The organism is Pseudomonas sp. JR33AA (assembly GCF_021378985.1).
Taxonomy (GTDB): Bacteria; Pseudomonadota; Gammaproteobacteria; order Pseudomonadales; family Pseudomonadaceae; genus Aquipseudomonas; species Aquipseudomonas alloputida.
In genome coordinates this window covers 241,745-258,912 of the sequence record NZ_JAJSAW010000007.1, presented here as the reverse complement: position 1 = coordinate 258,912, position 17,168 = coordinate 241,745, and the positions used below count along the sequence as shown (strand labels likewise).

Sequence of the window (17,168 nt, the reverse complement as noted above, 5' to 3'; positions counted from 1 at the left end):
CGAATATGGTTGCGGGAGCCGGATTTGAACCGACGACCTTCGGGTTATGAGCCCGACGAGCTACCAGGCTGCTCCATCCCGCGTCAGTGGGGCGGATTCTACAGCGTGTGGTGTGCATGTCAAGTGCTAGGCTTTGATTTTTCGATGTTTTTTCGAAAGCGCTTATCAGCAGGCAAAGAAAAAGGCCACTGTGTTAACAGTGGCCTTTTCTTGAATCTGGTTGCGGGAGCCGGATTTGAACCGACGACCTTCGGGTTATGAGCCCGACGAGCTACCAGGCTGCTCCATCCCGCGTCAGTGGGGCGGATTCTACAGCGTGTAGTTTGTATGTCAAGCGCTAGGCGTTGATTTTTCGATATTTTTTCGAAGGCGCTTATCAGCAGGCAAAGAAAAAGGCCACTGCGTTAACAGTGGCCTTTTCTCGAATCTGGTTGCGGGAGCCGGATTTGAACCGACGACCTTCGGGTTATGAGCCCGACGAGCTACCAGGCTGCTCCATCCCGCGCCTGTGAGATCGAATTCTACGGATTTACGCTCCGATGTCAAGCAATTGTTTTGGAAAAACCTTTTTTGTTCAAACCCTTAGCGCTTCATAACAGTGTACAGCTCAGCCACGGCGGGGCTTTCAGGCCGATTATCGTGTAGCAAGGCGGGTGAGCTGTTTCAGAGCAGGGCGCATGCGATACTATCTGTATGAATTTACAGTGCTGACGGTCGTCCATGTCCTTGCGCAAGATCATCCACGTCGACTGCGATTGTTTTTACGCTGCGATCGAGATGCGTGACGACCCGCGCCTGGCCGGTCGCCCCATGGCGGTGGGGGGCTCGCCCGACCATCGCGGGGTAATCGCCACCTGCAACTATGAAGCGCGTGCCTATGGTGTGCGCTCGGCCATGTCATCCCGGCATGCGCTGAAGCTCTGCCCGGATCTGTTGATCGTCAAGCCGCGCTTCGAGGCCTACCGGGAGGCCTCGCGGGAAATCCACACGATCTTTCGCGACTACACGGAGCTCATCGAGCCTTTGTCCCTGGACGAGGCCTATCTGGATGTAAGCGACAGCCAGTGGTATTCGGGCAGCGCCACGCGCATCGCCGAGGATATTCGCCGGCGTGTTGCCCGCACCTTGCATATCACCGTGTCGGCTGGTGTGGCGCCTAACAAGTTTCTGGCCAAGATCGCCAGTGACTGGCGCAAACCCAATGGGCTGTTCGTGATTACCCCAACTGAAGTGGAAACGTTCGTTGCAGCCTTGCCGGTGGCCAGGTTGCATGGGGTGGGTAAGGTGACGGCCGACAAACTGACGCGGCTGGGGATAGAAACCTGCCTGCATTTGCGTGAGTGGTCACGGCTGGCATTGGTGCGCGAGTTTGGCAGTTTTGGCGAGCGGTTGTGGGGGCTGGCGCGGGGGATCGATGAGCGTGCGGTGCATAACGACAGCCGACGCCAGTCGGTTAGCGTGGAAAACACCTACGACACCGACCTGCCAGACCTGGCCAGTTGCCTGGCGCGGCTGCCAGAGCTGCTGGATAGCCTGAACGAACGCATCGCCCGAATGGACAGCAGTTACCGGCCAGACAAACCGTTCGTCAAGGTCAAGTTCCATGACTTCAGCCAGACCACAATGGAACAGGCCGGGGCGGGTCGGGACCTGGAGAGTTATCGGCAATTGCTGGGGCAGGCGTTCGCCCGTGGCGGCAAGCCGGTACGCTTGCTAGGGGTAGGGGTGAGGTTGCGTGACTTGCGGGGCGCGCATGAACAGCTGGAGCTGTTCCCGCCGAAATGAAAGGGGCTGCAATGCAGCCCCTTCTGTTAATGCACGCCTGGATCAGCCACCAATCGGCCAGTGGCCTTGGTCAGCGACTGCAAGAACTCCTGCTGCAGCTCCGGATCGTTGCGGGTCAGCTCGATCAGGCTCTGTTCCATTTCACTGGCTTCCTCTTCAAGGCCCAGCTCGGACAGGCGCTTGACGCGGTGCACCCACTGGCCGACATCATCATCTTCGAGGTCATCGAAGATCAGTTCATGGGCTTCGAGCAGCTTATTGCGCAGGGTAGCGCTGACCAACAGGCTGGCATCGCCTCGTACCGCATTGTCCTCGTCAAGTACTTGCAGGTGCAAAGTGCCGACGTGGTTGAGGTTCTGCTCGGAGAACGGGCTGTCGAGCAGGTTCAGGCGCAGCACGCCGTTGCGGTCGGTGGTCAGCTCGTGGGTCATCTTGCCGGCCCTGACCTCGACCAGGCGCTCGCTCCAGGGCAGGCTGGTGGATTCCTCCCGCTTGCCTTTCTGCACTTCGCTGATCCCGGCCAGGTTCTGCTGGGCGCGGCCGTTGGATGGCACGTTCATGAACGGGTTGAGCCCATCCACGCCATAACTGAGCCAGTCGTGGGTGATACTTTGCGGCAGGTTACCCAGAGCGAAGACGTTGACCACATTGGCGCCGACACCCGCCACCACGGCCACTGCACCCAGCGGGATCTCGTAGATCTCCCGCCAGGGTTGGTAAGGCGTGTAGCGGTCATAGCGACGGGTCACTTCGAATTCGGTGACTTCGAAGCGCTTTTGCTCATGCACGCGCACACGTCGCTGCGGAAGCTCCATCACCTTCGGCTCGCCGACATCGATCTGCAGGGTATGCTCGAGCAATTTGCGCTCGACACGCTCCTCATGGTCGCTGCGCTGGGACATCTGGTTGGCGCAGCCGCTGACGAGCAGGGTGCCGCACAGTGCGGCACTCCCCAGGGTAAAGGTACTTCGCTTGAACATGATCACTCGTGCATTGGTTATCAGCGGCGAACGCGGGCCTGCAGGAAGGTCAGCACTTCATTGAGCGGCAACGCCTGGGCGTCCTGCTCGGTGCGGTGCTTGTACTCCAGGTTGCCTTCGGCCAGGCCGCGATCGCTGACGACGATGCGGTGTGGGATGCCGATCAGCTCCATGTCGGCAAACTTGATGCCTGGGCTGGTTTTCTTGTCGCGGTCGTCCAGCAGCACTTCATAGCCGGCGGCCGTCAGTTCGGCATACAGCTTGTCGGTTGCTTCGCGGACCACGTCGGTTTCGTAGCGCAGCGGTACCAGGGCAATCTGGAATGGCGCCAGGGCGTCGTTCCAGATGATGCCCTTGTCGTCATAGCTCTGCTCGATGGCAGCTGCAACCACGCGGGATACGCCAATGCCGTAGCAACCCATCGACAGCACGACCGGCTTGCCGTTTTCGCCCAGCACCTGGCACTTCAGCGCCTCGCTGTACTTGGTACCCAGCTGGAAGATGTGGCCCACTTCGATGCCGCGCTTGATCACCAGGGTGCCCTTGCCGTCCGGGCTTGGGTCGCCTTCGACCACGTTACGCAGGTCGGCAACCTGTGGCACTGGCAGGTCGCGTTCCCAGTTGACGCCGAAGTAGTGCTTGTCGTCGATGTTGGCGCCAATGCCGAAGTCGCTCATCAGGGCAACCGAGCGGTCGATGATGATTTCCAGTGGCAGATTGAGCGGGCCGAGCGAGCCGGCGCCGGCGCCAATGGCGTCGCGCAGTTCGGCTTCGGTCGCCATGACCAGCGGGTCGGCAACCTGTTCCAGCTTGGTGGCCTTGATTTCGTTCAGTTCGTGGTCGCCACGGACGATCAGGGCAATCAGCTTGCCCTCTTCGGCACCGCGCACGATCAGGGTCTTGACGGTCTTTTCGATCGGCAGGCCGTGGTTTTCCACCAACTGGGCGATGGTCTTGGCGTTCGGGGTGTCGACCAGGCGCAGCTCCTCGGTAGGGGCAGGGCGCACGGTTTCACGCGGGATAGCCTCGGCTTTCTCGATGTTGGCGGCATAGTCGGAGCTGTCGCTGAAGATCACGTCGTCTTCGCCAGACTCGGCCAGCACGTGGAACTCGTGCGAGTAGCTGCCGCCGATCGAGCCGGTATCGGCCTGCACTGGGCGGAAGTCCAGACCCAGCCGGGTGAACACATTGCTGTACGCCTGGTGCATGCGATCATAGGTTTCCTGCAGGGAAGCCTGGTCGGCATGGAACGAGTAGGCGTCCTTCATGATGAACTCGCGGCCACGCATCAGGCCGAAGCGCGGGCGGATCTCGTCACGGAATTTGGTCTGGATCTGGTACAGATTGAGCGGCAGCTGCTTATAGCTGGACAGCTCGTTACGGGCCAGGTCGGTGATCACTTCTTCATGGGTAGGGCCCACGCAGAAGTCGCGCTGGTGGCGGTCTTTCAGGCGCAGCAGCTCAGGGCCGTACTGCTCCCAGCGACCGGACTCCTGCCACAGCTCGGCGGGCTGAATGCTCGGCATCAGCACCTCCAGGGCGCCGGCGGCGTTCATTTCCTCACGCACCACGGCTTCGACCTTGCGCATTACCCGCAAGCCCATCGGCAGCCAGGTGTACAGGCCGGAGGCCAGTTTGCGGATCATGCCGGCACGCAGCATGAGCTGATGGCTGATGACCACTGCGTCGGCAGGGGTTTCTTTCTGGGTGGCGAGCAAATATTGACTGGTGCGCATGGTTAGCCGTGTCGATTGCCTAAGACGTTGAAATAGCCCCGCATTGTACGGGGGGGAAACGAAGGCGTACAGGATGCCCCAGGGCGTGACACTTGTCAGCCAAGAAAAAGCCCGGCGAGTTTGCCGGGCTTTTTCAGGTGCGGGGCACTGCAAGCCAGGCTTACAGGATGCTCAGCGGGTACTCCACGATCAGGCGCAGTTCGTCGATCGATGGGGAATCGTAGTAGACACCATCGGAAGAACGGTAGGTGGCCTGACGCACGCGGAAGCTCAGGTCTTTCGCCGGACCTTCCTGCAGCACGTACTTGATGTCGACGTCGCGTTCCCATTCTTTGCCGTTGGTGGTGCCGGCGACGTTGGCGTCGGAACCGCGTACATAACGGGTCATGAAGGTCAGGCCTGGAATGCCGTATTCGGCAAAGTTCAGGTCGTAGCGAGCCTGCCAGGATTTCTCGTCTTCGGCGTTGAAGTCGGAACGGGCCACGGAGTTGGCCAGGAAGATGGTGCCGCCACCGTCGATACCATAACCATAGTCGCCGTCTCCGGTGACTTTCTGGTAGGCCAGGGTGAAGGTGTGAGCGCCGATGTTGTAGGCGCCCGACAGGCTGAACGCGCGGTTGTCCAGCTTCTCGCCATCGAAGGCGCGGTACTCGGCAGAGCCTTCGCTCTTGGTGTCATAGATGTTGAAGTCGAACACCAGGCCTTGATTGTCGGAGATTGGCAGCGCCCAGTTGACGTTGGCGTAGTATTTGCGCCAGTAGTCTTCAACCTTCGAGTAGTACAGGCTGGTGCTGAGGTTGTCGGTGAAGGCGTAGGTACCACCGACCACGTTGGCTTCCTTCAGGCCGAAGCTGTCGCGGTTGGTTTGTTCCTGGGCAGTCAGGCTGGTGAAATGGCCAGCGTGCAGGGTCAGCCCGTCGATCTCGTTGCTGGTGATCAGGGTGCCCTGGGCGATTTCTGGCAACAGGCGGCTGTCATCGGTGGCGAAGACAGGCAGCGCGGTGAACTGGTCACCCACTTTCAGCACGGTGTTGGAGATGCGGAATTTGACCGCGCCGCCGCCCTTGGAGTAGTCATCCTGCGAACGGCCGTCGGAACCGGTCGGGAACAGGCCGGTACCGGCACGGCCCTTGCCGCTGTCCAGTTTCAGGCCGAGCATGCCGATGGCGTCGACACCCACACCCACGGTGCCTTGGGTGAAGCCGGACTCGAAGGTGCCGACAAAGCCCAGGCCGGTTTCTTCGCGACGGCTCTGACCGCCTTCGTTGTTGCGGAAGTCACGGCTGAAATACAGCATGCGGGTCTTGACGCTCAGCTTGCTGTCTTCGATGAAACCTTTGGACTCGTCCTGTGCCGAGGCCATTGCCAACTGCGAGGTCCCTGCCGAAACGGCCAGGGCGATCATGCTCCACTTCATCACGCGCATCGTGATTTGCTCCTTTGGTTTTTAGGAAGAGTACCGCTGCGTCCAAGTCTTTTAGTTATATGGTGCAGCTCTTTCTTTTTATGTCGGCGAAAATGTATAGCACGCAGACTGTTGTTGGCGATATGGCTATAAGCACTCTTTGCGGAACTTTTTCACCTTGTCGCTTTTAAGTATTTCCATGTCGCAAATCACGCCCCGGTTCAAGGGCCGTATAACCTAAGCGCTGTTCCTGTCACCGTAATGAATCGGTAACTGCCGATTCCGGTTCAGGAAACTCCCTGGTAACCCGTGTCGCTGTGGTTATTTGTCGCGTACAGCTGCCACTGCAGATGCCGTGCCGACTTGGCGTGAAGGGAATGCAACAAGCGTGCTCAAAATTCACAACAGTTCATGAAATTTTCACAAACACCGCTACCGGGGGTCGGAAAGTGCCGTAAATACGGGACGAAGGCTGCTTGAGCGATTTTTGGGATCGAGAATCATTAAATTTTAAAAACCTGCCATTGGAGTCAAGGTGTTACCGCAACTTGTTCATCCAGCGTCGTTTGTGGGGTGGTCAGTGTGGGGAGGGTGGCAGGTGGCCTCATTTTGGTGCGAAAAGTAGCGCTGTGTTACCGGGAGTGTGCAAGGTATCCTTGCTGGCCTGTTTTCCGCCTGAAGCGGGATGGTATTGCCTGAAGGAGATATGCCGTGTTCGTCCTCGATTCGCGTTTGCAGCAGGATTCGCTGGTGTTGGGAGAGTTTCCGCTGTGCCAGTTGCTGCTGAGCAAGGATGCCAATTACCCATGGTTCATTCTGGTGCCCAAGCGCGCTGGCGTCAGTGAGCTGTTCGAGCTGGATGCGGCAGAGCAACAGCAGTTGTGGCAGGAAACCACCTTGTTGGCAGAAGCGCTGAAGGCCAGCTATGGGGCCGACAAGATGAACGTGGCTACCTTGGGCAACGTGGTTAGCCAGTTGCACATGCATGTGATCGTGCGCCAGCGCGATGACGCTGCGTGGCCGGCACCGGTATGGGGCAAGTGTGCGCCTGTGGGCTACACCGATGATCAACTGCAAGCTGTTCGCCAGCGCCTGCGCGGGCTGCAACTTGCTGGCTACCAAGAGGCCTGAGATGACACTGGACATGCGTATGGTCGAACTGGAAACCCGGCAGGCGTTTCAGGATGACGCTATCCAGGCGCTGAATGACGTGGTGGTGGAGCAGTCGCGGGTGATCGAGCGGCTGCAATTGCAGATCGCCGAGCTGATCAAGCGTCATGAAGAGATGGTTGGCCAGTATGGCAGCGAAGGGGAGGAGGCCCCGCCTCCTCATTATTGAGTTGTTCCAGGCCGCTATCGCCGGCAAGCCAGCCCTCGCAGGTTTGATGCTGCCTTCAGGGGCAGCACGGCCCTTGTGGGCGCTGGCTTGCCGTTGATAGCGTCGGCTCGGTCAGCCGTTGGTCAGCGGCGGGTTACTGCAACCACGTCTTCGGCCTGCAGGCCCTTGTCGCGGTGCATCACCGAAAACTCCACGCGCTGGCCTTCGACCAGAATGCGGTGGCCCTCGCCGCGGATGGCTCGAAAGTGCACGAAAATGTCATCACCCGAATCTCGGGAGATAAAACCAAAGCCTTTCGATGTGTTGAACCATTTGACGGTGCCGGTATCACGGTTGCCGGCATCCTGTGCCACGTGTTGTTGACTGCTGCGTGCCTTGCGCGGGCTGCGGGCAAAGCCCACGGCCAGATGCAGGGCGACGGCCAGCGCCGCACACACCAGGGCTGCCAGGTTGCCCATTTCCGGGCGGGCCAGTAGCGTCAGGGTCTGCAGCACGACGGCGACCACCAGCAGGGCGCAGGCCAGGTGCTGCAGTTGTTGCCGCGCGCCGCGATGATACAGTGGCACGACCGGGGCCAGCACCAGGTTGAGCAGGCCGAGCAGGGCCAGGTAGACCGCGTCAGGTTGTTGCAGGAAGGGTGTCGCATCGGTTTTCAGGCTGGGTATGAGCGATAGCAGCAAAGCTGCCACGCCCGTCACCAGATGGACGATCTTGAACATGGGGTTGGCTCACTGTTGATAAGGCCGATCACAGGAAGAGCTGGCAGCACGGTGCGCATGAGAGATAGAGCGCGAACACGTGGCAGGCCAGCCTATGCACCCGGCAATAACAGTCCGCACGGGTGGCACCGTGCCTATTTAACAGTAAAGCCGCAGCCTACTCAAACCGCAGGCCGCCCAGTGGGCAATGTATTGCGCCTGATGTTCGATGAGCAGTACAACGAACTGGCGCTGGCAGTCGTGGTGAACAAACGGTTACTTGTCGTCGAGCAGTACCCGCAGCATCCAGGCGTTTTCTCGTGTATCTGCATGTGCTGAGCCAGCAGGTCGGCGGTTGGCTCGTCACTCACCTCCGCATCGCCTGTTCCCACAGGATCCGACTGGTAACCTGGTATTTGCGAAGGAACATTTTGCCGCTGCTTTAAGCTCGCCCGTCAGCGCTTCATAGGCCACCTGGTACCTGTGACGAGGAAGTGTGGCGTATGACGCAAGCGAGCAAGCGTATGGCTGGCCGGGGCAACTGGCCAGCAAAACAATGCATCGACCCGTTCAAGACGGACTTCGACATGTTGCAGACGCAGCCGGTGTCCCGTTCGGTGCGGCTCAACGGCTTTTCTACCTGTCTGCGCCTGGAGGCTGTCTACTGGGGTATCCTTGAGCGCATCGCCGCTGCCAACCGCTGTTCGGTCAGTGCGGTATTGTCCTACGTGGACCGCGAGGTGCACCTGCGCCAGGGCGGCGTGCGCAATTTCAGCGGGCTGATCCGGGTAATCTGCGTGGCGTGGCTGCAGGACCGGCCAAGCGTGCGCTGATCGCCTGGCGGGCTGCGCAGTGCTTGCTAACCATATATAATCCCGCTTTTTGCTGCCCCCCGGCAGCCAGCGTTATGGTTGACGAGAGACACCCATGCCCCTTTATGACTATCAATGTGCGTCCTGCGAGCACCGCATGGAAGTGCTGCAGAAGATCAGCGCCGCGCCGCTGACCGATTGTCCGGCCTGTCAGGCGCCGGCACTGAAAAAGCTGCTGTCGGTGCCAGGCTTTCGCCTGAGCGGTAACGGTTGGTACGAAACCGACTTCAAGACCGGGGCGAAAAAGAATCTGGCAGGCGGCGACAAGGCCGACTGAGTTGAATGCTGTGACCGGGTCTTGCAGTATTAGCCCTCCGGGCGGCCAAGGCCTCCACCGAATACACGAATCACGAGAAGCGAAACCACCATCATGATGCGCAGCCATTATTGCGGCCAACTGAACGAGAGCCTGGACGGCCAGGAAGTCACCCTTTGCGGCTGGGTCCATCGTCGCCGCGACCACGGCGGGGTGATCTTCCTCGACATCCGTGACCGCGAAGGCATGGCCCAGGTCGTGTTCGACCCGGATCGCGCCGAAACCTTCGCCGCCGCCGACCGTGTGCGCAGCGAATACGTCGTGCAGATCACCGGCAAGGTCCGCAAGCGTCCTGAAGGTGCAGTGAATGCCAACATGGCTTCCGGTGCCATCGAGATCCTCGGCTACCAGCTGAACGTGCTCAACGAAGCTGAAACCCCGCCGTTTCCCCTGAACGAATACTCCGACGTCGGCGAGGAAACCCGCCTGCGTTATCGCTTCATCGATCTGCGTCGCCCGGAAATGGCCGACAAGCTGCGCCTGCGCTCGCGCATCACCAGCAGCATCCGCCGCTTCCTCGACGAAAACGGCTTCCTCGACGTCGAAACCCCGATCCTCACCCGTGCCACCCCGGAAGGCGCGCGCGACTACCTGGTGCCAAGCCGTACCCACGCCGGTAGCTTCTTCGCCCTGCCGCAATCGCCACAGCTGTTCAAGCAGCTGCTGATGGTCGCTGGCTTCGACCGTTACTACCAGATCGCCAAGTGCTTCCGTGACGAAGACCTGCGTGCCGACCGTCAGCCGGAGTTCACCCAGATCGACATCGAGACCAGTTTCCTCGATGAAAGCGAGATCATGGGCCTGACCGAAAGCATGATCCGCAAGCTGTTCAAGGAAGTGCTCGACCTGGAATTCGGCGAATTCCCGCACATGACCTTCGAAGAGGCCATGCGCCGCTACGGCTCCGACAAGCCAGACCTGCGTATTCCGCTGGAACTGGTCGACGTTGCCGACCAGCTGAAGGATGTTGACTTTAAGGTGTTCGCCGGTCCGGCCAACGATCCGAAGTGCCGTGTTACCGCCCTGCGTCTGCCAGGCGGTGCCAGCATGCCGCGCAGCAAAATCGACGAGTACACCAAGTTCGTCGGTATCTACGGCGCCAAGGGGCTGGCCTACATCAAGGTCAACGAGCGCGCCAAGGGCGTCGAAGGCCTGCAGTCGCCGATCGTCAAGAACATCCCTGAGGCCAACCTCAACAATATCCTCGACCGCGTTGGCGCCGTAGACGGCGACATCGTGTTCTTCGGTGCCGACAAGTTCAAGGTAGTCAGCGAGGCCCTGGGTGCGCTGCGTATTCGTCTGGGTCACGACTTCGAACTGCTGACCTGCGAGTGGGCGCCGATGTGGGTCGTCGACTTCCCGATGTTCGAAGAGAACGAAGACGGCAGCTTCACTGCATTGCACCACCCGTTCACCGCGCCGAAGTGCACTCCGGAAGAGCTCGAGGCCAACCCGGCCACTGCCCTGTCCCGTGCCTACGACATGGTTTTGAACGGTACCGAGCTGGGCGGCGGTTCGATCCGTATCCACCGCAAAGAGATGCAACAGGCGGTATTCCGTCTGTTGGGTATCGAGGCAGAAGAACAGGAAGAGAAGTTTGGCTTCCTGCTCGACGCCCTGAAGTTCGGGGCACCGCCTCACGGTGGCCTGGCGTTCGGTCTGGACCGTCTGGTCATGCTGATGACCGGCGCCCAGTCGATCCGTGAAGTGATCGCGTTCCCGAAAACCCAGAGCGCCGCATGCGTCATGACCCAGGCCCCTGGCATGGTCGACGCCAAGGCCCTGCGCGAGCTGCATATCCGACTGCGCGAACAGACCAAGGTCGAGTAAGCAGTCCCCGGGCGCATCCAAATGGATGCGCCTTTGCGTTTCGACGCAGGTTTTTTCCCGTCCCGCCCCGTCATGGGGCGGGGCCGTTTGTGATTCAAAGGATTCGGAGTCGTTATGGCTGGTCATTCCAAGTGGGCGAACATCAAGCACCGCAAAGAGCGCCAGGATGCCAAGAGAGGCAAGGTCTTCACCAAGTGGATCCGCGAACTGACGGTCGCTGCCAAACAGGGCGGCCCTGACCCGGCATCCAACCCGCGCCTTCGCCTGGCGCTGGACAAGGCGTTGGGCGCCAACATGAGCCGCGACATTATCGACCGTGCCGTGGCCCGTGGTGCTGGCACCAATGAAAGCGACAATGTCGAAGAGCTTAGCTACGAAGGTTACGGCCCAGGTGGCGTGGCGATCATGGTCGAAGCCATGACCGACAACCGCAACCGTACCGCCGCGGCCGTGCGTCATGCCTTCACCAAGTGTGGCGGCAACCTGGGTACTGACGGTTCGGTGGCCTACCTGTTCGAGCGCAAAGGCCAGATCAGCTTTGCCCCGGGCGTGGAAGAGGACGCGTTGATGGAAGCGGCAATGGAAGCCGATGCCGACGACGTGGTCGCCAACGACGACGGCTCGTTCGACGTGTTCACCTCGTTCAACAGCTTCTATGCCGTGCGTAACGCCTTGGAAGAGGCTGGCTTCAAGGCCGCTGACGCGGAAATCGTCATGCAGCCGACCACCAGTGCCGAGCTCGACCAGGACGGTGCCGAAAAGGTGCTCAAGCTGATCGACATGCTCGAAGACCTGGACGACGTGCAGAACGTTTACTCCAACGCCCAGATTTCCGATGAGATCATGGAGAACCTGGGCTAGGGTGATTTGGCATTTGTGCCAACGCTGAGCGTTTGATAGCGCTTGTGCCGGCCCTTTCGCGGGTAAACCCGCTCCTACAGGTATTGCGCCCATTTCAAATGGGGTGCAGTACCTGAAGGAGCGGGTTTACCCGCGAAAGGGCCGGTGCAGTTTGTAGAGATGCATCATTTTTTCGACGGGCTTTATGACTCTGATTCTAGGTATCGACCCCGGCTCGCGCATCACCGGCTATGGCGTAGTACGCCAGACCGCCCGAGGTTGCGAGTACGTGGCGTCGGGCTGCATCCGCACCGGCAGCGGTGAGCTGCACGAGCGGCTGCAGATTGTTTTTCGTGGTGTCAGTGAAATCATTGCCCAGCACGGCCCGGTGACCATGGGCATCGAACGGGTGTTCATGGCCCGCAACGCCGATTCGGCGCTCAAGCTTGGCCAGGCACGTGGCGCGGCTATCGTCGCCGCCGCCGAAGCCGGCCTGGAGATCGCCGAGTACAGCGCCACCCAGGTCAAGCAGGCCGTGGCCGGCACGGGTGGGGCCAACAAGGAGCAGGTGATGATGATGGTCATGCACCTGCTGAAATTGACGCAAAAACCGCAGATCGACGCTTCCGACGCCCTGGCTATCGCTCTGTGTCACGCCCACACCCGCTCCAGCCTGGTGCCGCATGGCTTGACCACAGCGCGGCGTCGCGGCGGGCGCTTGCGTCTGTAAGCGCTTCATGCGCTGATACACATTTTGTTCGGGTGATGCATTCACCCGCTGCATTTGCTGATAGGGTTGAGCGGTCTTTGACCGGCTCCCCGAGAGGAAGGATCGGAACGTGATTGGACGTTTGCGCGGCACCCTGGCGGAAAAACAACCGCCCCACCTGATTATCGACGTCAACGGCGTGGGTTACGAACTGGAAGTTCCCATGACCACGCTGTACCGTCTGCCCAAAGTGGGTGAAACCGTCACGGTGCATACCCACCTGGTCGTGCGCGAAGATGCCCACTTGCTCTACGGCTTTGCCGAAAAACGCGAGCGCGAGCTGTTCCGCGAGCTGATCCGCCTGAACGGCGTAGGGCCTAAGCTGGCCCTGGCGCTGATGTCCGGGCTGGAAGTGGATGAACTGGTGCGCTGCGTGCAGGCCCAGGACACCTCGGCCCTGGTGCGCGTGCCGGGCGTCGGCAAGAAAACCGCCGAGCGCTTGCTGGTCGAGCTCAAGGACCGTTTCAAGGCCTGGGAAACCTCGCCGGCCATGTTCACCCTGGTGTCCGATGGGCCTTTACCGGTCGCCAGCGAGTCCAGTGCCGAGGCCGATGCAGTCAGTGCCTTGGTCTCGCTCGGCTACAAGCCGCAGGAAGCCAGCAAGGCAATTGCCGCGATCAAGGACAAGGCCGGCCTGAGCAGTGAAGAGCTGATCCGCCGCAGCCTGAAAGGGATGATTTCCAAGTGATCGAAGCCGACCGCCTGATCGCCGCCAGTGGCCGCGACCGCGAAGAAGTCCAGGACCGTGCGATTCGCCCGCTGAGCCTGGACGAGTACATCGGCCAACCAGTGGTGCGCGAGCAGATGGCGCTGTTCATCCAGGCCGCCCGCGGCCGCAGCGAGTCGCTTGACCACACGCTGATCTTCGGCCCGCCCGGCCTGGGCAAGACCACCCTGGCCAACATCATCGCCCATGAAATGGGCGTGTCGGTAAAGAGCACTTCGGGGCCGATTCTCGAGCGCCCCGGCGACCTGGCAGCCATGCTGACCAACCTCGAACCGCACGACGTGCTGTTCATCGACGAAATCCACCGGCTGTCGCCTGTTGTCGAAGAGGTGCTGTACCCGGCCATGGAGGACTTCCAGCTCGACATCATGATCGGCGAAGGCCCGGCAGCCCGTTCTATCAAGCTCGATCTGCCACCCTTTACCCTGGTGGGAGCTACTACCCGTGCCGGCATGCTGACCAACCCGCTGCGTGACCGCTTCGGTATCGTCCAGCGCCTGGAGTTCTACAGCGACAAGGACCTGAGCACCATCGTCAGCCGCTCGGCCAACATCCTTGGCCTGGCCATCGAAGACGAAGGTGCCTACGAGATTGCTCGCCGTGCCCGTGGCACGCCGCGTATCGCCAACCGCCTGCTGCGCCGCGTGCGTGACTACGCCGAGGTGCGCGGCAAGGGCCAGATCACCAAAGCCGTGGCTGACATGGCGCTGAACCTGCTGGATGTCGACGAGCGTGGTTTCGACCATTCGGACCGTCGCCTGCTGCTGACCATGATCGAGAAATTCGACGGGGGGCCGGTGGGCGTGGACAACCTGGCTGCCGCCATCAGCGAAGAGCGTCATACCATCGAGGATGTGCTTGAGCCGTACCTGATTCAGCAGGGCTACATCATGCGCACGCCACGCGGCCGCGTGGTTACCCGGCATGCCTACCTGCACTTTGGGCTGAATATTCCCGGGCGCCTGGGGGAGGGGGGCGATATTTCCGAGCCAGGCGATGAATGACAGATCAAAAGCGACTTTTCGTGGTCCTACCGCTGGCATGCCCTTGGTGCGCTGGCAATAAGACATTAATGAAGAAAAAACAGTTGCCACAGCGGATTGGCAAGCTGAGGAGTAAGCACTAGAGTATGCGCGCGCAAAATCAGCTCGAACCGTTCGCACACCGGTGTCGCGTCTATTACGAAGATACCGATGCGGGCGGCGTGGTGTATTACGTCAACTACCTGAAATTCATGGAGCGCGCGCGCACCGAACGCCTGCGGCACCTGGGCTTTTCCCAGTCGCAGCTGGCTGAAGACAACCTGCTGTTCGTGGTCCATTCCAGCGAAGCGCGCTATCACGCGCCGGCGCGGCTGGATGACGAATTGCGGGTGACCGCGCAAGTACTTGAACTCAATCGCGCCAGCTTGCGTTTCGTACAGCAGGTCTGGCGGGAAAAGGATGAAACGCTGCTTTGCGAAGGGCAGTTCCTGGTGGCTGCCGTGCGCGCCGACACTTTCAAACCCCGAGCCCTACCCCCCCAGCTGCGCGACGCCTTTGCGGCGGACGGCTCGGGTAATCAATCGAATGCAGGAGAATAAGCGTGGAAGCTAACGTCGTCGACCATACCTCCATGTGGAGTCTGGTCAGCAATGCCAGCGTGGTGGTACAGCTGGTAATGCTGACCCTGGTGGCCGCCTCGGTCACCTCATGGATCATGATCTTCCAGCGCAGCACCATGCTGCGCGCCGGTCGTCGTGCGCTGGATGCCTTCGAAGAGCGCTTCTGGTCAGGCATCGACCTGTCCAAGCTGTACCGCCAGGCAGGCAGCAACCCAGACCCGGACTCCGGCGTGGAGCAGGTGTTCCGTGCCGGTTTCAAGGAGTTCTCGCGCCTGCGCCAGCAGCCGGGCGTTGACCCGGACGCTGTCATGGAAGGTGTTGGCCGTGCCATGCGTGTGGCCATCTCGCGCGAGGAAGAAAAACTCGAGCAGAGCTTGCCGTTCCTGGCCACTGTTGGTTCGACCAGCCCGTACATCGGCCTGTTCGGCACCGTGTGGGGCATCATGAACTCCTTCCGCGGCCTGGCCAGCGCACAGCAGGCCACCCTGGCTACCGTTGCACCGGGCATTGCCGAAGCACTGATCGCAACCGCTATCGGCCTGTTCGCGGCAATCCCGGCGGTCATTGCCTACAACCGTTTCGCCGCGCGCAGTGAAGTACTGATCGGCCGTTACTACACCTTCGCCGACGAGTTCCAGGCGATCCTGCACCGCAAAGTGCACACCAGCGAAGAGTAATCAGGTAGAAGCCCATGGCCCGAGTTCGCCACAAACGCAAGCCCGTCGCCGAGATGAACGTGGTGCCCTACATCGACGTGATGCTGGTGCTGCTGGTCATCTTCATGGTGACGGCGCCCATGCTCAACCAGGGCGTGAAGGTCGACCTGCCCAAGGTTTCCAGCGAAGCCTTGCCGCAGGACAACAACGTCCAGATTCTCACCATCTCCATCAAGGCCGATAAAACCTATTACTGGAACCTCGGCAGTGAGGTCGATACCGACAAACAGATGGACAAGGCCATGACCTTGCCGGCCATGACCGACGCCGTCACCAAGATCATTGCTGCCGGCCGTGACCAGGGCAAGCAGACCCAGGTGTTCATTCGTGGCGACAAGGCTGTCGACTATGGCGCGGTCATGGGTGCCATGGGCGGGTTGCAGAAGGCCGGTGTCGGTAACGTTGGCCTGATTACCGAGGCGCCCTGATGCAACAGCGAGAGCCATCCGCCTCGGAAAGCTACTTCTGGCCCAGTGTCTGGGCCATCGGCCTGCATGTGCTGGTGTTCGCCCTGCTATTCGTCAGTTTTGCCATGACGCCTGAGCTGCCGCCTTCCAAGCCGATCGTTCAGGCTACCCTGTACCAGCTCAAATCCAAGAGCCAGGCAACCACCCAGACCAATCAGAAGATTGCCGGGGAGGCGAAGAAAACCGCTTCGCGCCAGACCGAAGTCGAGCAGCTGGAACAGAAGAAGGTCGAGCAGGAGGCCGTGAAGGCCGCGGAACAAAAGAAAGCTGACGCCGCTCAAAAGGCCGAAGAGGCCCGCGAAGCAGCCGAGGCGAAAAAAGCCGAGGATGCTGCCAAGGCCGCCGAAGCTGCCAAGGCTGCCGAGGCCAAGAAAGCCGCCGAAGCCAAGAAAGCCGACGAGGCGAAGAAAGCCGCCGAGAAACAGCAGGCCGACATCGCCAAGAAAAAGGCTGAGGACGAAGCCAAGAAAAAAGCCGAAGAAGAGGCCAAGAAAGAGGCCGCTGAAGAGGCGAAGAAGCAAGCCGCCGAGGAAGCCAAGAAAAAGGCAGCCGAAGAGGCCAAGAAGAAAGCAGCCGAGGACGCCAAGAAGAAAGCGGCGGCCGAGGACGCGAAGAAGAAGGCAGCTGAAGAGGCCAAGAAAAAGGCCGCTGCAGATGCCCAGAAGAAAAAGGCACAGGAAGCGGCCCGCAAGGCGGCAGAAGACAAGAAAGCCCAGGCACTGGCCGAGCTGTTGTCCGATACCACCGAGCGGCAGCAGGCGCTGGCCGACGAGCAGGGTGACCAAGTGGCCGGCGACTTCGACGACCTGATCAGGATGCGCGCGGCCGAGGGCTGGGCACGTCCGCCTTCCGCGCGCAAGGGCATGACGGTGGTCCTGCAGATCAACATGTTGCCGGACGGTACCATCACCAGTGTCAGCGTGGCCCGTTCCAGTGGTGACGGCCCTTATGACAGTTCGGCGGTGGCAGCGGTAAAGAACATTGGTCGTTTGACCGAGATGCAGGGTATGAAGCCGAGCGATTTCAACCAATATCGTTCGTTCAAGATGACATTTACACCTGAGGATCTAGCGTTGTGATTAAAC

Annotated in this window: 18 protein-coding genes, 3 tRNA genes and 1 pseudogene; 14 read left to right on the top strand and 8 right to left on the bottom strand. The window is 60.4% G+C overall.

Annotation, left to right across the window (positions count from 1 at the left end):
* Nucleotides 1–6 precede the first annotated feature (6 nt).
* The 3 genes from LVS58_RS14350 to LVS58_RS14340 all read right to left on the bottom strand — a co-directional run bounded on the left by LVS58_RS14350 (nt 7) and on the right by LVS58_RS14340 (nt 505).
* A tRNA-Met gene (locus LVS58_RS14350) sits at nt 7–83 on the bottom strand.
* A gap of 134 nt (nt 84–217) precedes the next feature.
* Nucleotides 218–294: transfer RNA gene (locus LVS58_RS14345), tRNA-Met, on the bottom strand.
* A 134-nt stretch (nt 295–428) separates the two neighbouring features.
* A tRNA-Met gene (locus LVS58_RS14340) sits at nt 429–505 on the bottom strand.
* 221 nt (nt 506–726) lie between these two features.
* Here LVS58_RS14340 and dinB point away from each other — a divergent pair.
* On the top strand, nt 727–1,785 hold the full coding sequence (dinB, locus tag LVS58_RS14335; RefSeq protein ID WP_233691669.1) for a DNA polymerase IV: 1,059 nt from the start codon (nt 727–729) through the stop codon (nt 1,783–1,785).
* Nucleotides 1,786–1,811: 26 nt separating this feature from the next.
* Here dinB and LVS58_RS14330 read toward each other — a convergent pair whose 3' ends face one another.
* From LVS58_RS14330 to LVS58_RS14320, 3 genes are all read right to left on the bottom strand, one after another.
* Nucleotides 1,812–2,765, bottom strand: a complete 954-nt coding sequence (locus tag LVS58_RS14330) for a hypothetical protein (RefSeq protein ID WP_233691629.1) — start codon at nt 2,763–2,765, stop codon at nt 1,812–1,814.
* A 20-nt stretch (nt 2,766–2,785) separates the two neighbouring features.
* A complete protein-coding gene (locus LVS58_RS14325; RefSeq protein ID WP_233691628.1) occupies nt 2,786–4,501 on the bottom strand; it encodes a proline--tRNA ligase in 1,716 nt (571 codons plus the stop codon).
* A 160-nt stretch (nt 4,502–4,661) separates the two neighbouring features.
* Nucleotides 4,662–5,927, bottom strand: a complete 1,266-nt coding sequence (locus LVS58_RS14320; protein ID WP_233691627.1) for an OprD family porin — start codon at nt 5,925–5,927, stop codon at nt 4,662–4,664.
* A 690-nt stretch (nt 5,928–6,617) separates the two neighbouring features.
* On the opposite strand from LVS58_RS14320, the gene LVS58_RS14315 reads away from it, so the two are divergent.
* The gene (locus tag LVS58_RS14315; RefSeq protein WP_233691626.1) at nt 6,618–7,037 is read left to right on the top strand and encodes an HIT family protein; all 420 of its coding nucleotides are present in this window, start codon (nt 6,618–6,620) and stop codon (nt 7,035–7,037) included.
* A 1-nt stretch (nt 7,038) separates the two neighbouring features.
* On the top strand, nt 7,039–7,245 hold the full coding sequence (locus LVS58_RS14310) for a SlyX family protein (protein ID WP_233691625.1): 207 nt from the start codon (nt 7,039–7,041) through the stop codon (nt 7,243–7,245).
* 122 nt (nt 7,246–7,367) lie between these two features.
* Here LVS58_RS14310 and LVS58_RS25125 read toward each other — a convergent pair whose 3' ends face one another.
* The gene (locus LVS58_RS25125; protein ID WP_325175982.1) at nt 7,368–7,964 is read right to left on the bottom strand and encodes a cold-shock protein; all 597 of its coding nucleotides are present in this window, start codon (nt 7,962–7,964) and stop codon (nt 7,368–7,370) included.
* Nucleotides 7,965–8,219: 255 nt separating this feature from the next.
* A pseudogene (locus LVS58_RS14300) lies at nt 8,220–8,317 on the bottom strand (DNA starvation/stationary phase protection protein); the annotation flags it as partial.
* A gap of 129 nt (nt 8,318–8,446) precedes the next feature.
* Between LVS58_RS14300 and LVS58_RS14295 the strand changes: the two are divergent.
* The 11 genes from LVS58_RS14295 to tolA all read left to right on the top strand — a co-directional run bounded on the left by LVS58_RS14295 (nt 8,447) and on the right by tolA (nt 17,162).
* Nucleotides 8,447–8,776, top strand: a complete 330-nt coding sequence (locus tag LVS58_RS14295) for a ribbon-helix-helix domain-containing protein (protein ID WP_233691624.1) — start codon at nt 8,447–8,449, stop codon at nt 8,774–8,776.
* 94 nt (nt 8,777–8,870) lie between these two features.
* Nucleotides 8,871–9,092: an FmdB family zinc ribbon protein gene (locus LVS58_RS14290; protein ID WP_003254776.1), complete on the top strand. Its 222-nt coding sequence runs from the start codon at nt 8,871–8,873 to the stop codon at nt 9,090–9,092.
* A 93-nt stretch (nt 9,093–9,185) separates the two neighbouring features.
* Nucleotides 9,186–10,961 carry an aspartate--tRNA ligase gene (gene aspS / locus LVS58_RS14285; RefSeq protein ID WP_004575741.1) on the top strand — a complete coding sequence of 592 codons (1,776 nt, stop codon included), beginning with the start codon at nt 9,186–9,188 and terminating at the stop codon, nt 10,959–10,961.
* 114 nt (nt 10,962–11,075) lie between these two features.
* Entirely contained in the window at nt 11,076–11,822 is a 747-nt protein-coding gene (locus LVS58_RS14280; protein ID WP_003254770.1) for a YebC/PmpR family DNA-binding transcriptional regulator, read from the top strand.
* Nucleotides 11,823–12,006: 184 nt separating this feature from the next.
* On the top strand, nt 12,007–12,531 hold the full coding sequence (gene ruvC, locus LVS58_RS14275) for a crossover junction endodeoxyribonuclease RuvC (protein WP_010952366.1): 525 nt from the start codon (nt 12,007–12,009) through the stop codon (nt 12,529–12,531).
* Between the two features lie 109 nt (nt 12,532–12,640).
* Nucleotides 12,641–13,258 (top strand): Holliday junction branch migration protein RuvA, encoded by a 618-nt coding sequence (gene ruvA / locus LVS58_RS14270; protein ID WP_003254768.1) that lies wholly within the window; start codon nt 12,641–12,643, stop codon nt 13,256–13,258.
* Nucleotides 13,255–14,301: a Holliday junction branch migration DNA helicase RuvB gene (ruvB, locus tag LVS58_RS14265; protein WP_233691623.1), complete on the top strand. Its 1,047-nt coding sequence runs from the start codon at nt 13,255–13,257 to the stop codon at nt 14,299–14,301. Before ruvA ends, ruvB begins: the two co-directional genes overlap by 4 nt.
* A gap of 125 nt (nt 14,302–14,426) precedes the next feature.
* Nucleotides 14,427–14,879 carry a tol-pal system-associated acyl-CoA thioesterase gene (gene ybgC / locus LVS58_RS14260; protein WP_003254764.1) on the top strand — a complete coding sequence of 151 codons (453 nt, stop codon included), beginning with the start codon at nt 14,427–14,429 and terminating at the stop codon, nt 14,877–14,879.
* 2 nt (nt 14,880–14,881) lie between these two features.
* Entirely contained in the window at nt 14,882–15,577 is a 696-nt protein-coding gene (tolQ, locus tag LVS58_RS14255; RefSeq protein ID WP_010952367.1) for a protein TolQ, read from the top strand.
* Between the two features lie 14 nt (nt 15,578–15,591).
* Nucleotides 15,592–16,044, top strand: a complete 453-nt coding sequence (gene tolR / locus LVS58_RS14250; RefSeq protein WP_003254760.1) for a protein TolR — start codon at nt 15,592–15,594, stop codon at nt 16,042–16,044.
* Nucleotides 16,044–17,162 (top strand): cell envelope integrity protein TolA, encoded by a 1,119-nt coding sequence (gene tolA, locus LVS58_RS14245; RefSeq protein WP_012051476.1) that lies wholly within the window; start codon nt 16,044–16,046, stop codon nt 17,160–17,162. The genes tolR and tolA overlap by 1 nt, the downstream gene beginning before the upstream one ends.
* Nucleotides 17,163–17,168: the final 6 nt, after the last annotated feature.

What these genes read in the sequence shown, in the direction of transcription:
- aspS (WP_004575741.1), top strand. Translation starts at nt 9,186, where the DNA reads ATGATGCGCAGCCATTATTGCGGCCAACTGAACGAGAGCCTGGACGGC.
- LVS58_RS14320 (WP_233691627.1), bottom strand. Translation starts at nt 5,927, where the DNA reads ATGCGCGTGATGAAGTGGAGCATGATCGCCCTGGCCGTTTCGGCAGGG.
- LVS58_RS25125 (WP_325175982.1), bottom strand. Translation starts at nt 7,964, where the DNA reads ATGTTCAAGATCGTCCATCTGGTGACGGGCGTGGCAGCTTTGCTGCTA.
- LVS58_RS14290 (WP_003254776.1), top strand. Translation starts at nt 8,871, where the DNA reads ATGCCCCTTTATGACTATCAATGTGCGTCCTGCGAGCACCGCATGGAA.
- LVS58_RS14310 (WP_233691625.1), top strand. Translation starts at nt 7,039, where the DNA reads ATGACACTGGACATGCGTATGGTCGAACTGGAAACCCGGCAGGCGTTT.
- LVS58_RS14280 (WP_003254770.1), top strand. Translation starts at nt 11,076, where the DNA reads ATGGCTGGTCATTCCAAGTGGGCGAACATCAAGCACCGCAAAGAGCGC.
- LVS58_RS14330 (WP_233691629.1), bottom strand. Translation starts at nt 2,765, where the DNA reads ATGTTCAAGCGAAGTACCTTTACCCTGGGGAGTGCCGCACTGTGCGGC.
- tolR (WP_003254760.1), top strand. Translation starts at nt 15,592, where the DNA reads ATGGCCCGAGTTCGCCACAAACGCAAGCCCGTCGCCGAGATGAACGTG.
- LVS58_RS14295 (WP_233691624.1), top strand. Translation starts at nt 8,447, where the DNA reads ATGACGCAAGCGAGCAAGCGTATGGCTGGCCGGGGCAACTGGCCAGCA.
- tolA (WP_012051476.1), top strand. Translation starts at nt 16,044, where the DNA reads ATGCAACAGCGAGAGCCATCCGCCTCGGAAAGCTACTTCTGGCCCAGT.
- ybgC (WP_003254764.1), top strand. Translation starts at nt 14,427, where the DNA reads ATGCGCGCGCAAAATCAGCTCGAACCGTTCGCACACCGGTGTCGCGTC.
- LVS58_RS14325 (WP_233691628.1), bottom strand. Translation starts at nt 4,501, where the DNA reads ATGCGCACCAGTCAATATTTGCTCGCCACCCAGAAAGAAACCCCTGCC.
- ruvC (WP_010952366.1), top strand. Translation starts at nt 12,007, where the DNA reads ATGACTCTGATTCTAGGTATCGACCCCGGCTCGCGCATCACCGGCTAT.